At 69.6% G+C, this 13,279-nt stretch carries 12 protein-coding genes and 3 pseudogenes; 7 read left to right on the plus strand and 8 right to left on the minus strand.

Annotated elements, in window-relative coordinates:
- Positions 1 to 261: 261 nt before the first annotated feature.
- A complete protein-coding gene (locus tag ACTMTU_RS28465) occupies positions 262 to 1,053 on the minus strand; it encodes a hypothetical protein (protein WP_441266312.1) in 792 nt (263 codons plus the stop codon).
- A gap of 196 nt (positions 1,054 to 1,249) precedes the next feature.
- Between ACTMTU_RS28465 and ACTMTU_RS28470 the strand changes: the two genes are divergently transcribed.
- On the plus strand, positions 1,250 to 2,110 hold the full coding sequence (locus ACTMTU_RS28470; RefSeq protein ID WP_441266313.1) for a hypothetical protein: 861 nt from the start codon (positions 1,250 to 1,252) through the stop codon (positions 2,108 to 2,110).
- A 19-nt stretch (positions 2,111 to 2,129) separates the two neighbouring features.
- A complete protein-coding gene (locus ACTMTU_RS28475; RefSeq protein WP_441266314.1) occupies positions 2,130 to 2,444 on the plus strand; it encodes a hypothetical protein in 315 nt (104 codons plus the stop codon).
- Positions 2,445 to 3,104: 660 nt separating this feature from the next.
- On the opposite strand, the pseudogene ACTMTU_RS28480 reads toward ACTMTU_RS28475, so the two are convergent.
- The 3 genes and pseudogenes from ACTMTU_RS28480 to ACTMTU_RS28490 all read right to left on the minus strand — a co-directional run.
- Positions 3,105 to 3,389: pseudogene (locus tag ACTMTU_RS28480) on the minus strand (hypothetical protein); the annotation flags it as partial.
- Positions 3,390 to 3,476: 87 nt separating this feature from the next.
- The gene (locus tag ACTMTU_RS28485) at positions 3,477 to 4,595 is read right to left on the minus strand and encodes a fatty acid desaturase family protein (protein ID WP_441266315.1); all 1,119 of its coding nucleotides are present in this window, start codon (positions 4,593 to 4,595) and stop codon (positions 3,477 to 3,479) included.
- A gap of 7 nt (positions 4,596 to 4,602) precedes the next feature.
- A complete protein-coding gene (locus ACTMTU_RS28490; RefSeq protein ID WP_441266316.1) occupies positions 4,603 to 5,658 on the minus strand; it encodes a ferredoxin reductase in 1,056 nt (351 codons plus the stop codon).
- 86 nt (positions 5,659 to 5,744) lie between these two features.
- On the opposite strand from ACTMTU_RS28490, the gene ACTMTU_RS28495 reads away from it, so the two are divergent.
- Positions 5,745 to 6,884 (plus strand): PucR family transcriptional regulator, encoded by a 1,140-nt coding sequence (locus tag ACTMTU_RS28495; protein WP_441266317.1) that lies wholly within the window; start codon positions 5,745 to 5,747, stop codon positions 6,882 to 6,884.
- A 551-nt stretch (positions 6,885 to 7,435) separates the two neighbouring features.
- A complete protein-coding gene (locus ACTMTU_RS28500) occupies positions 7,436 to 7,774 on the plus strand; it encodes a thioredoxin family protein (protein ID WP_441266318.1) in 339 nt (112 codons plus the stop codon).
- A 43-nt stretch (positions 7,775 to 7,817) separates the two neighbouring features.
- Here ACTMTU_RS28500 and ACTMTU_RS28505 read toward each other — a convergent pair whose 3' ends face one another.
- Together ACTMTU_RS28505 and ACTMTU_RS28510 are read right to left on the minus strand one after the other, a co-directional pair.
- Entirely contained in the window at positions 7,818 to 8,036 is a 219-nt protein-coding gene (locus ACTMTU_RS28505; RefSeq protein ID WP_441266319.1) for a hypothetical protein, read from the minus strand.
- A 197-nt stretch (positions 8,037 to 8,233) separates the two neighbouring features.
- Positions 8,234 to 8,470, minus strand: a complete 237-nt coding sequence (locus ACTMTU_RS28510) for a DUF6207 family protein (protein WP_441266320.1) — start codon at positions 8,468 to 8,470, stop codon at positions 8,234 to 8,236.
- A 516-nt stretch (positions 8,471 to 8,986) separates the two neighbouring features.
- Between ACTMTU_RS28510 and ACTMTU_RS28515 the strand changes: the two genes are divergently transcribed.
- Positions 8,987 to 9,337, plus strand: coding sequence for an ANTAR domain-containing protein (locus ACTMTU_RS28515; RefSeq protein WP_441266321.1), 351 nt, complete (start codon positions 8,987 to 8,989; stop codon positions 9,335 to 9,337).
- Positions 9,338 to 9,548: 211 nt separating this feature from the next.
- Here ACTMTU_RS28515 and ACTMTU_RS28520 read toward each other — a convergent pair.
- Positions 9,549 to 9,656, minus strand: a pseudogene (locus tag ACTMTU_RS28520) (anti-sigma factor antagonist); the annotation flags it as partial.
- A 220-nt stretch (positions 9,657 to 9,876) separates the two neighbouring features.
- Between ACTMTU_RS28520 and ACTMTU_RS28525 the strand changes: the two are divergent.
- Positions 9,877 to 10,382, plus strand: a pseudogene (locus ACTMTU_RS28525) (ATP-binding protein).
- 1,163 nt (positions 10,383 to 11,545) lie between these two features.
- Here the strand turns inward: ACTMTU_RS28525 and ACTMTU_RS28530 are convergent.
- Entirely contained in the window at positions 11,546 to 12,193 is a 648-nt protein-coding gene (locus ACTMTU_RS28530) for a L,D-transpeptidase family protein (protein ID WP_189477121.1), read from the minus strand.
- A gap of 633 nt (positions 12,194 to 12,826) precedes the next feature.
- On the opposite strand from ACTMTU_RS28530, the gene ACTMTU_RS28535 reads away from it, so the two are divergent.
- Positions 12,827 to 13,207: a hypothetical protein gene (locus ACTMTU_RS28535; RefSeq protein WP_441266322.1), complete on the plus strand. Its 381-nt coding sequence runs from the start codon at positions 12,827 to 12,829 to the stop codon at positions 13,205 to 13,207.
- Positions 13,208 to 13,279: the final 72 nt, after the last annotated feature.

Raw genomic sequence — 13,279 nt, forward strand, 5'->3', positions numbered from 1 at the left:
AGTCTTTCAGCCGCTGCTAGCGGAAGTCCTTGGTGCTGTCGTAAGCATCACCGAGAATCCGGATGCTGGTGAGTCCGGTGGGCTTCTGTTCCGAGACCCGGATCGCCGAGGCTCAACTCACCACACCCATGTCCACTCCCCGACGACCTGGGTCCTTGCCACGCCGGAATCCGGGCGTCGCGTGTCGCTGTGCCCGGGCTGACGCGAGAGAGACGTCGAGCGAGGTGCCCTCGGTTGATTGGGCACGGCCGCCAGCGGCACCTACGGGAGGCTGTCGTATACAGAGTCTGGCCACGGTTCGAGGTGTCCTGCCCATGGATCGTGGTCGCCGTGGATGGCGTCCTGGGCAACCGGACCGGCGAAAAGGTTCGGGTCCGGGTGTGGGGGCTCGGGGTAGCGGGAGGTGTCCTGGCCCCAGGCGGCGAGTCGGTCGATGGCGTACCAGCGGTAGGGAGTGTCGCGGTCGGCGAGTTCATGGACTGCGTCGGTCAGGGCGGGGATGTGGCGGGCCAGTGCCGGGTCGGCCAGTAGAGGCAGGAGCGCAAAGAGGGCGGCGTCGCGGACCTGCTGCTCACTGTCGCCGAGGAACGGGTGGACCGCGTCGTAGAGGGCTGGCCGGGTCGCAAGGAAGGCGTCGATGTCTTCCTGCGCGCCGGGCGGCCACTCCGGCGGATGGTCCGTGTCCTGGGTGGTGTCCCCGAGCCAGCCGAGCAGAAGCACCCGCAGCAAGGACGACTGCTCGCCGTGCTGGTCAACTTCCCACGGGCTCTGGCTTGTGACCATCGCCAGCGTCCGCGGATGGCCCAGGATCGCGGCGACGAACAACGCGGCCGGCGCCGTGGCGCTGTAGAAGGACCCCTGGTGCGTCACGGTGCTGTACAGATCCCGCACCGCCGCGCCCTGGACCCGCGGATCGTCATCGAGCAACTGCCGCAGGATCACCGGCGTCATCGGCGCCACATTGGGGCAGCAGTGCTCCACGGCATTCCAGTCGGTCCGCAGCAACAGCGCCCGCACGTCCACGAGACCCGTACTTCCACCCTCGTTCGTCATCCGGCGAGTGTGCCAGGTACGTCGAACACGCCAGCTCTGAGGCTGTTGATCCGAGAACCAGCACGGCGAAACAGCGCACGCTCGGAATGACGCTCCCTGCCAGTCGATGGAGCAGTACGCCAGCGGCGGGTTCGCTGACGGCCCTCTTGGAGCCCCGACTACGAGACTTGTCAGTGGCAGGGGCGATGCTTTCCCTGTGACGACCCAGGATGAGTTCCCGATCTCCGGTCAGCCCGTGGCCGACCAACTACCTGATCCGCGTTCCGTGATCGAGGGCACCAACTGGGCTGCGCTGGAGCATGCCTACGGAGCAGCCCATGACACGCCACTTCGCCTGCTCCAGCTCTTGGACAAGGACCCGGAGGTTCAAGCGGGAGCGCTGGGGCAGTTGGACATATCCGTCCTGCACCAGGACTCCTTGTACAGTGCGACGGCGCCGGCCGCCCTGTTCGTAGCCGCGGCGTTGAACGACCCCTCCACTCTGGCCCCCCATGAGAACTACACCGCCTGGGACGACCGCCCGCGGCCACTGCGCGCCGCCTTGCTCGAATGGCTGGGCCGGATCGCGGATGCGGCAGCCTACGGCGAGACGACCGACGAGGACGACGGCAACGATCCGGGCATCACCGAGGCGGTGCGCGCTGTCCGCGGCCCGATCTACGACGCCGTCCTCCCGCACCTCCTGGCCCCGGACCCCACCGTCCGGGAGGCCGCCCTCAGGGCCACCGCCGCGCTCCTCCAGTCTCCCGAGCTGACTGGTCGAGTCTCTGGAACCACCCAGATACTCCGGCAGCTGCTTGCCGAGAGCACCGACCGACGTGAACGCGCTGTCACCCTCCTGACCATTGGCGCCTGGGGCGAGGACACCACCAGCTGGCTCGCCGACCCCGACCCCGCAATCCGTATCTGCGCCGCTCTGTCACCGGGATGCGCCGGCAACACCGAGGCGACGCGGACGATCCTCCGCGCCCTTGCTCGACCCCGCGGCCATCGACTCCTGGTTCCGCGAACCCACCGCTGCCGACCCGTGGGCTACAGACCCGCTGCCGCGCATTGAAGGTCGCCTTCGGCATGCCGTGCTGGCCACGGCCATCGATCGCGCCCATGACTTCGAGGAACTCCTGCCGGCCGCCTTGGCCTCCGTGCCGTTCTGCAGCAACCTCACCATCGCCGAAGACTGGGGACCGCTCCTCGCCGCGGCGTTCCCTTCCGGCTATGAGCAGGGTGCCAAGCTCACTCCGGCCCAGCACCGTTACCTGGACGCTCTCGCCGACCGCGACGTGTGCTGGCGATACACCCACCTCGTCACCTCGTGGTTCGACGACGTCGGCCTCCCCGCGGACCGCAACGCCATCAGGGCACTCTTGGCCGGGCAGCGGCCCCACCAGTAAGGGACGCCGACTCGGACCGCAAGCCACCATCGCCAGGGAGGAATACCGCACCTCCGGCTGGGCCGCGGCCGAGCGCGAGGCGTACGTCAACGACCAAGGCTCGTCGACGTCGCTCGTCGCGGTCACGGCCCGGACGAACCGTTCGGAGGCCGGCCATGACCCGGCCGAGTGGCTCCCGCCCGCGTCCGACCAGTACTGCCGCTACATCGGCGAGTGGATCGGCACCAAGCTCCGCTGGGGCCTGGCCGTCGACAAGCTCGAGCTCGAGGCGCTGAAGACCTTCGCCGACGGCCCCTGCGAGGAAACCGTCATCGACCACCAGCCGGCCCAGTAAAGCTCCAGCACCACCAGGTCGTGCAGCGGCGGTGCCCCGGGTCCCTGCAGGGCGTTGATCAACCGTGACGACGTACACGCTGGGGATCGAGAGCGGCCCGCTGGACGGCGGAGCGGCGACAGTGGCAGCCGACGATGACGACGGTCGGCCGCCCCACTGACAGTGCTGGAACGCCGCCCTGCGAAAGGCCCCGGCGACTCGGCGGATTCAAGGGGCCTTCGTGGGACTCGGCCGGGGGGCGTGCCGCCCAGAACGACAGAGGGCGGCCGACGGTCGACGGCCGCCCCTGGACCCGCCCGCCCGCGCACACGGCGAGCTGAGCACGGCTAGCCATCCCGTTGCGGCTCACGCGCCCACCCCGGCAGCAGCGCCGGGTCGGACACAGGGGCGGCGAGCATCGGTTCCGGCAGTGTCCGCGTCACAGCCCATGCCTTCCACCCAGCCCGCCCGTCGGCAAACCGAGTGCGCGTACGCACCCGACTACCGGCCTGACCATGGCAGGTCAGCGCACTCCGACACCTCGCCGGGGGCTGTGTGCGGAGCTCCTGGCGCGCGTCCAGGCAGCGCAGCCGGACACTGAGCTGCCCCGGATCCCGTGTCGTACGGTCTGATGTCGCGGTCGCCTACCGTCCGCAACGGATCTCACCGAACCCGGTGGTGCCGCCGGTACGGCCGAAGATCTGAACCAATACCGGGAGTCAGGCCGCGACGAGCTCCTGTTCGCGGTCCGGCGTCTTGGCCTTGGGCTTCTTGTTCGGCAGTGAGAGCCGGAAGACCTTGCGCCACGCGGAGACCACCTGCTTGGGCAGCGGCCCGGTGACGTACTCCAGCTCGTACTTTTCGAACAGCGCGCGCACCTTCACCGCGACCTCGGCGTACCGGTTGCTCGGCAGGTCCGGGAACAGGTGGTGCTCGATCTGGTGTGACAGGTTGCCGGTCATGAAGTGCATGGCCTTGCTGCCGCTGATGTTGGCCGAGCCCATCATCTGGCGCAGGTACCACTGGCCGCGCGTCTCGCTCTTGATCGACCGGCGCTCGAAGACCTGTACGCCCTCGGGGAAGTGCCCGCACATGATCACCGAGTGGGACCAGATGTTGCGGACCAGGTTCGCGGTGAACGTGGCGGCGAGCGTGGTGAGGAACGACGGGCCCGACAGCAGCGGGTGGATCACGTAGTCCTTGAGTACCTGCTTGCGGATCTTGCGGCCCACGGCCTTGGCCCGCGCGCGGAACTCCGGGTTCTTGCGGCGGCGCTTGTGCAGGTTCTTGCCGAGCTCCAGGTCGTACGCTGCGATGCCGTACTCGAAGAAGCAGGCGTTGATGAAGTTCCACAGCGGCTGGCCGAGGTGGAACGGGTGCCACTTCTGGTCCTCGTCGACGCGCATGATGCCGTAGCCGAGGTCGTTGTCCTTGCCGATCACGTTGGTGTACGTGTGGTGCAGCTCGTTGTGCGAGTGCTTCCACTGCTCGGACGGCGAGACGTGATCCCACTCCCAGGTGGTGGAGTGGATCTTCGGGTCCCGCATCCAGTCCCACTGGCCGTGCAGGACGTTGTGGCCGATCTCCATGTTGTCCATGATCTTCGCCACGGACAGACCGGCGGTGCCGAGCAGCCACGCGGGCGGGAAGATCGAGAACAGCAGCACGCCCCTGCTGACCAGCTCGAGCTTGCGCTGCGCCGAGATGACCTTGCGGATGTAGGCGGCGTCTTTCTCGCCGCGGCTGGCGATCACCTCGTCGCGGATCGCGTCCAGCTCGCGGCCGAGCTCCTCGATCTGCTCCGCGGTCAGGTGGGCGGTGGGGTCGATGGCGGTCAAGGTGCTCCTACCGTTCGATGTCGCAGGGGCCCGCCGCGGCGGACACGCAGGTCTGGATGAGGACGCCCGGCTCGGCCTCGGTGATCTCGCCGGTGCGCAGGTCGCGGATGGCGCCGGCCTTGAGCGGCGTGATGCAGCCGAAGCAGATGCCCATGCGGCACCCGGAGGGCATGAGCACGCCGGCCTCCTCGCCGACGTCCAGCAACGGCGTGGCGCCGTCCGCGTCGACGGTCTTGCCGGTGGCGCTGAACGTGACCTCGCCGCCGTCGCCGGCGACGACGATGCTGGGGCGGAAGCGTTCGGTGTGCAGGCGCTCTTGGACGCCGTGCTCGGTCCAGTGCTCTTCGGCGGCGTCGAGCAGGCCCGCAGGCCCGCAAGCCCAGGTCTCGCGCTCGGCCCAGTCGGGCACGAGTTCGTCGAGACGGGCGATGTCGAGCATGCCGTCTGTGTCGGTGTGCACCTCGGTGAGCCGCAGCTTCTTGTCCGCGACCAGGTCGTGCAGTTCGTTGCGGAAGATCACGTCTTGCGGCTGTGGCGCGCAGTGGACCATGACGACGTCGTCGAACTCGATGTCGCGCAGCATGCCCATCACGGGCGTGATGCCGCTGCCGGCCGTCAGGTAGAGCACCTTGGCGGGCTTGGCCTGCGACAGCACGAAGTCACCGGTCGGCTGGTCGAGCTGGATCAGCGTGCCCGGTTTCGCCCTGCGGACCAGGTAGTTGCTGACCTTGCCGTCCGGGATCGCCTTCACGGTGATCGTGACACGGCCGTCCTGGCGGTTTGTCGGCGAGGTGATGGAGTAGGCACGCCACAGGCGCACCCCGTCGACGTCGACCCCGATCCGCACATATTGCCCGGCCATGTGGCCGCGCCAGCCCCGTCCCGGCCTGATCACGATAGTCGCGGCGTCACCCGTCTCGGGGTGCACGGCCTCGATGCGCCCACGCAGGTCAGCGCCCGCACGCAGCGGGCTGACCAGGTCGAGGTAGTCCGACGGCAGCAGCGGCGTCGTGACCATCTCCAGCAGTTTCCACGCCCTGCTGCGGAGGGCTGCACTCGTCATGACTCCAGCTTGCTGCGCCTCAAGGCGTAAAGTCCTGACCGCAGGACGTAAATCTGGTCGGCTGAATTGTTCGCAGGGAACAAAACATGGGGCATGCAATCCGGAGGGCCAGCGAACTGGCCCTGGATGAGACGACGGTCACCGCCCTTCGGGCCGCGCTGAAGACCACCGCCGACGAGGTCGTCCAGGCGATCATCGACGAGGTCCCTCCCTACGCCAACGCCCTTTCGGGCCGCATGGGCGGCACCATCCGCCGAGCCGTCCGCACCGCCCTGGGGCACTACCTGGACCTCGCGAGCGGGAACGCCACAGGCGGCGACGCCGGTGACGCAGCCTACGAGCTGGGCCGCGGCGAGGTGCGCGACGGCCGTTCGATGGACGCCCTACTCAGCGCCTACCGCGTCGGCGCCCGCGTGGCCTGGCGATGCCTGGCAGCGGGTGCCGTACCCGCAGGTCTGCCCGCCGCCGAGGTCGCCAAGTTCGCCGAGTTGACCTTCGCCTACATCGACGAGCTCTCCGCCGCGAGCGCTGCGGGCCACGCCGACGAACTGGCCGCCCGGGGCAGGGCCCACGAGCGCCACCTGGAACACCTGGCCCGCGACCTCCTCGCCGGCGCGAGCCCGGACGTGCTGCTGGCCTCTGTTCAACGGGCCGGGTGGCAGCCTCCGGATTCGCTGACCGCGGTCCTGCTGCCTGCAGCCCAGGCCCGACCTGCCTACCGCGCGCTCGACCCGAGCACCCTCGTCCTCGACGATCTGCCGGACGCCACCGGTGTGCTGCTCGTCCCCGATGCCGACCGATCACATCTCTTGCGGCAGCTAACCGACCGCACCGCCGTGGTCGGCCCGGCCCGGCCATGGACTCGTGCGTCCGCCTCGTACGCACGAGCCGTACGCGCGCGCGCCCTCTCCTCTGATATTCGCGACACCGAGGACCACCTGCCCGAGCTGGTGCTGAGCGCCGACGTGGACGCGTTCGCAGACCTGCGTGCCCGAGCCCTCGCACCGTTGCGGACCTTGCCTGTCGCGACCGCACGGCGGCTGGAGGAGACGTTGCGGGCGTGGCTGCTGCACCAGGGCAGGCGGGACGAGGTGGCGGCGGCGTTGTTCGTCCATCCCCAGACAGTCCGGTACCGGATGTCGCAGCTGCGGGAGCTGTTTCCGGATCTCGCATCGCCACACCGGGTCCTTGAACTGACGCTGGCGGTCGGCCTTCGAGTCAGCTGACGCGTACTTCGACCGTCCACGACCGCGTCCGCGAGCGGTCCAGGAATCGTGCCTCGTTCTCGCTCAGCTGGCTCATGCGGCCCGGGGAAGAGCGGTATGAGCCAGCTGAGACCGGGGGTTGATGTGAAGACCAGACAAGGCCTCGGGCAGCCCGTCGGGGGCGCTGTCTCTGAGAAGCGCGGTGGCGGACACGGCTTGACTGGATCCGGTGGACGATGCGCACCGGCCCGCTCGTCGACGCGCTCATCGAGCATCTGGTCGGTGATCTGGGCCGCTATGCCCTGTAAAACGGCTTTCATGTCGCCGTGGAGGCTGTCCTGGCACGAGCTGACCCACGGGCGCGCGGCGGGCAGCAGCTGGGTGACCGGCGGGCCGGCCAGGCCGGGTCACCAGGGGCGGGGGCCGAGCCGCTCGCGCCGGGGACCACTGTGGTTCTGCGACGGCCCGTGCCTCCCATCCGACAGGACAGCCGGACTACCGACCGGGCCGGCCTGGCACACTGCGCGAGGGATGATGAGGACGGAATAACGGACGTGAGGTCAGGAGCTTCCATGGCGAAGCGGGTTCACCGACCCCGTGAGGACGCGGAGTTCAATTTCATCCTCGGGATGAGCGGAGTTCCGGTCCTCGCATACTTCACCGGGACATGGCCCAAGGCAATCGAGCCCTGCCGGGTGATGGACCTCGTCGTGGGTGGCATCGCCGACGACTACACGGGCCGCCTGACGGCCGTCCGCACCGACATCACGCGTTGTCCGGCCGCAACCGAGCGATACGGGATCACCGGAGCCCCGTCCTATGTCCTGCTGAAGGAGGGACAGGCGGTGGCGCACGGCACGGGGCCTATGACCACCGCCGAGGTACGGAAGTTCCTGGACGGCCACCTCTGAGCGGCCGCTGCGGCACGTGGCCGCGACGCCCGTCACGTCTCGTCTATCGGAGCTGCGCCGCCTGAGACACCTTGGGGCTGAGACACCCCCACAGGTCACATAACCCGTCCAGCGCGGAGGCGTCAGGGAGCTGTGCGGTCCCGGCCACGATCTCCGGAAACGAGGCCGCCATCTCGGTGCCGCGCCTCGAACGGAGCACCACCAGGCCCGCGTCCACGGAGACCAGCGCGCGGAACCCGTCCCACTCGGTTCGCTGGCCCACCTCGGCCGCAGAGCAGGATCAGGCATGGGGATGGCCAGCGCATCGGCTCCGGCAGCGTCCACGTCACGCGCCATGTCTTCCCCCTCAGGTCATCGGCCGCCGGGTGACTTGCCATGGCGGGACCGGTCTTGGTCGGGCCCGTGGTCGGGTGCGAGTGAACTTCCGACCATGCTGCCGCTGACGGCGTCCACGGCAGGTCAGTCGGTCACCGGGTCAGGCTCGCCCGCCTGGTGCTCCGTTTCGGGTTCCTGGCGCAGGTCCAGGAAGCAGCGCAGCCGTACGCCGGGTTCGCGGGTCGTACGGTCCGCCGGCGCGATTCCCCAGCGGGCGGCGAGCAACTCCTGGACGGCGAACGCGGTCTCATCATCGGCGGCCGCGACCTCCACCACGACCAGACCCGGCTTTGCCACATGCGCGTCATTGATCTGCCTCATGCCTGGCAGTGTTCGGGGGCAGGGCCATCCCCTCTACGCCACGCACGCCCGTCCCGGACGCCAGGAAAGGAGGGGAGGTGGGGCGCGATCGGGGATCGGGCGCCCCTCTGACTCTCGCGCGCGACAGGGCCGCGCGCTGCCGGGCCCAGGCATCACCCGGTCGGCGCAGAATGGTCACCGGAGGGCGGGGCACTGGCACGGTCGGCCCCGGGCGATTTCTTCCTGCAGCGCTAAGGGTGCGCGGGGCGGGTGCCGTAGTCATCCCCGAGTCGGCTGCGGCCCCCGCCTTGTCTGCCCGTTCCTCGCCTGTCCGACCCGTGGAGGTGTGAGCGCGGACGCGGCGGCCAATCGGCAGAACAAGGGTTGGGTAAACAGCCCTCGGGGCGCCTCTTCGCCGTCCCATGGCGCGGCGAAGGGCCCTTCTCTATGTGATCTTCCCGGCGCGAGAAGGTTGGCCTCGCTGTCTCGGTAGGGGGCAGGCGTACAGGGAAGCCTTGCCCCCGCATGGAGACCAGCATGACGACATCCCGCGTGCCGCGGCCCTCGCCCGACGGCACACGTGACGACGCCACCAACGCCCGCCTGGAGGAGGAGAACGTGCAGCTGCGGCACGCCATCGACTCTCACGCGACGGTGGACCAGGCCATCGGTGTTCTCACCGCGATCCACCGGCTCGTGCCGGCCGCCGGATTCGACGTACTGCGTGAGGTGTCCCAGCACACCAACACCAAGCTGAACACCGTGGCTGAGACGGTGATCGCCTGGGTGCTGGGGCAGCCCCTGCCGGAGCCGGTGGGGCGGGAGCTGGATGTGGCCGTGCAGCGGCGCTCACGCCAGCAGGATGCTCCGGACAGGGAAGCCGGGTAGAACGTCGTGGCCGGGCACGGCGTCGGTCAGGGGGCCAGGGCCTGTTCGACGGTGGGAGGGCAGCCGATGACCTGGTCCAGGCCCACGAGCTCAAGGACCCGCAGCACTGATGCCTGGGCGCCGGCGATACGCAGCATCCCTGAGCGTCACTCATGCCCTGGTGGGCGGCGATGAGGGCGCTGATGCCGCTGGAGTCCATGAAGGTCACGCCGCTGAGGTCCACCACGGTCCGCGGCGGCGTCACGCTGCCGTAGGACAACAGAGCCTCGGTGAGCTCCTCCGTGATGGCGTGGTCGATCTCGCCGAGCAAGGTGACCATCCGGATGCCGTCTGCGGCGGTGTGGTCGATCGACAGGCCGGCCGGGCTGCTCCGTGGGTCTCCGTCACCGTTTTTCACCGACTGTGCTCGCTGATGGGGGCTCAGGCCCCGACACGATGTGCGTTGGCAGCCTGCCTCGATACTACGGTGAACACCTGTTCGTCCTCTGCGTAACCGAGTTCACGGCATGTGAGGCAAAGTCCGGGGTATACGCGGGCGGATGAACGGGGGAACAAGGGTGGATCCGGCGGAATCAGTCCCCGATGCTGAAGACAGCGTGGCGCCTGGCGCCCCTCCCATACAGGACACCGTCGCCCTGGACGGCGAAGGATCCTGCATCGCCGCGGCACGCCACCGCGCGGTGGACTTCCTCGCCCGCGTCCAGGCCGAGCACGGCGTGCCGGTGTCCGCGCGTGCGATGGACCTGACCCAGCTGGTGGTCAGCGAACTGGTCACCAACGCCCGCAAGTACGCTCCCGGGCCGGTGCTGATGGAACTGCGCATATCCGGCGCCGTGGTGGAAGTGGTCGTGTGGGACAGCGATCCCGTGCTGCCGGTGGCCCGGGCCGCCGATGCGGGCAGGGTCGGGCAGCACGGATTGGAGATCGTCATGGCTGTCTCCCAGGGCTTCGAGGTCCAGCGGGAGCCGGTCGGCAAACGCATCACCGCCCGCATCGCCTGCCCGACGACCCGGGCGGGGACGTCACCGGACGCCGCCCCCAGTAGGAGGCAGCGCTCCCCGCTGGCCCCGCTGTCGTGCCTGACGGCTTGCCGTGAAGCGGCGGGTTGCAGTGGGCGACGTCGGCGGGGGAGAGGTCGGGGCGGGCGCGGTGTCAGCGCGCGAGGTGGCGCCACCGGCGCCGGAGGCGTCGTGGGCGACGTCGACGCCGGCTTCGCACCGCATACTCACACCGCCGGCGCCCCAGCACGTGGACGCGAGTTCCAGCGGCCGGGCGGCTGGGGCGCCGTCCGCCGCGGCGAGCCCGACACCGAACCCCTCCCGCAGAGCATGCGCCCCTACCTGAAGCACAACTCACAGGGGCGTCTGGTTCTGGTGTGACCGGCGCGCCCGGCCCGGTTCGGCTTGTTGCCTCCATGCCCGTGCCGTTCGCTGCCCGTTCGACGGCAGGCCTCCGGCGGGCCCTGCTCGCTTCTTGTCCGGCCTCCGGTGGCGCCAGGGAACCGGCCTGGGGGCGCGCGGCCAGCGGGCGGTACGCCTGTTGCCGCCTTGAGCAGGGCCGTAGCGTCAGAGGACGTGCCAGCTCGGCACCCGCCGGGCAGCGAAGAGCGGGGAGCGCCCATGGAGCGACGCAGCCTTCTCGGTACGGGGGTTGCCCTGACGGCCGCCGTGGTCCTTGCCCGGCCGACGGTGGTGTGGGCCGCCCCGCGCCGCGGCGACCTGTTGTCCGCCGGCGAGGTCGCCGCGACCCGCCGGCTGTTCGCCGCCGGCGCCTACGGCCGGCTGGATGAGGTGCTGCCGCTGCTGCTGGCCGGCGCGCGGCGCAGCGTGGAGGCGGGTCCGGCCGCCGCCCGGGCCGCCCGCGTATGGGTGCTCGCTTCCCAGGTGGCCGTCAAGCAGGGCCGTACGGGAGACGCGGGCGCCTACGCGGAACGGGCGGGCGCCGTGGCGCGCCGCACGGGCGATGCGTCGGTGCTGGCGGCCGCGACCCCGCTGCGCCGCACCGGCCGCGCCCGGCAGGCCCTGAGCCTGCTGAAGGAGGCACACAGTCAGCTGACTACCGGTTCCCGGTCCGCGGCCGCCGCTCCGGACACGGCGGGCATTGTCGCGCTGACCGCTGCCTACACCGCCGCGAAGGCCCACCAGCCGTTCATCGCCCAGGAGTTCCTCGCCTTGGCCGAGCAGGTCACCCGCCGTCTGACCGACGGGCTCAGGTGCCGGGCTTGCGCCCGTACACGTAGACGTCGTCGCCGTTCTTCAACAGGTTCCAGTATGCCTTCGCGTCGGCGGAGCGCATGTTCACGCAGCCGCCGGAGCCGGGCGGGTTCCACATGGACTTGGTCGTGGAGTGGAACGCCTGTCCGCCGTCGAAGAACTGGGAGTACGGCATCCGCACGTTGTAGAGCGTCGACCAGTGGTTGATGTTGCGCCAGTAGATCTTCTTCGCGCCGGTGCGGGTCTCGGTGCCGTTCTTGCCGGTGCGCACCGGCACCGGGCCGTACTTGAGCGTCCGGCCGTCCTGGATCCAGCTGAGCTGCCGGGTCAGGTCGACGCACGCGATCCGGCCCTTGTTGGTCGGGCACTTGCCCGCCTTGTTCGGGTTGTTCCCCGCCGCACGCTGCGCGAGCATCGTGTTCATCGTGCGCCAGGTGATCGGGCCCGCGTAACCGATCGTGGGCGTGATGCCGTGCTTGGCCTGGAAGGCGCGGATCGCCTGGCAGTCGGTTGCCGACTGGCGCCCGTCGACCGGGCGGCCGAGGAACTTCTCGACCTGCTTCTGGTACGGACCCGTCGACGTGGTGCACGACGCGGCGTGCGCGGTGCCGCTCCCGAGCGCCACGCCGAGCGGGAGCAGCATGCCGGTCAGCCCGAGCAGCACTCCCGTACGTCCTATTCTGCCCCTCATGTCCCCCAACTCCCCTTCGCATCCCTTCCGGTTGGGATGGTCTGCCGGTTGAGACACGCGAAGGGGAGCGGTAGTTGCACGGACGGGGGACGTATTCGCGACGTATTCCGGGCGGTCCCCCGAAAGGTGTGACCCGCGCCGTTACGCGGCCGTCGCGAGGCGCCGCTCCTGGGCCCGCGCCGCGTGCGTCCCGTACAGCGTGACCGACACGACGCCGAACACCGCCAGGAGCCCGAGGGCCACCGTGCGTGTCCCGGACGACGGCCGGCACCGGGAGCTGTCAGCGGCGCAGTGCGTGCTGTACCGGGTCGAGGAGTTTTCAGCGAAGCTGTTGCTCAGATGCCTGCTCTAGCAGGGCTCAGTCGGAGTCCGCGTAGCGCGTCACGGTCTTCTCTCGAGCCTGAAGACCTCCGCGAGGTGGAACGGGTCGGGCCTTTGACCGCGCCATTCGATTTCCCGTGCATGTCGACACACCCAGACCTGACGGCAGGAGCACCGTTTTTCCGGTGAAGATCGGCACCCGCCTGGGTGAAAGCCCGCAGTTCTGCGGACGCTGGCGACTGGCGCTCGGCTATGCACAGGGGCGTGATCAAGAAACTGCTGCGCGGCCTGGTGCCGCTCACCCTCGCCGTCACCCCGGCCCTCGCGCCCGCACCGGCCCAGGCCGCCGCCCCCGTCCTGCTGCCCGACGCGCTGGCCGCCCTGACCGTCGCCGACGAAAGCCGCACCGGCTACACCCGCACGGCCTTCAAGCACTGGAAAACCGGCGCCGACTCCACCGACGGCTGCAACACCCGCCAGGAGGTCCTGCTCGCCGAGGCGATCGAGACGCCGACCGTCGGGGCAGGCTGCTCGATCACCGGCGGGAAATGGCTGTCCTACTACGACGGCCAGACGGTCACCTTGGCGAGCGCCCTCGACATCGACCACATGGTCCCGCTTGCAGAAGCGTGGGACTCTAACTGATCGTTTCAGAATGAAGTTCGTTGTGGGGCTTGGCAGTTGGGTGTTGTGTCGGCAGGATCTGTTGGGTGTCTG

Origin of the sequence: Streptomyces sp. OZ13 (assembly GCF_052068155.1) — a bacterium.
Taxonomy (GTDB): Bacteria; Actinomycetota; Actinomycetes; order Streptomycetales; family Streptomycetaceae; genus Streptomyces.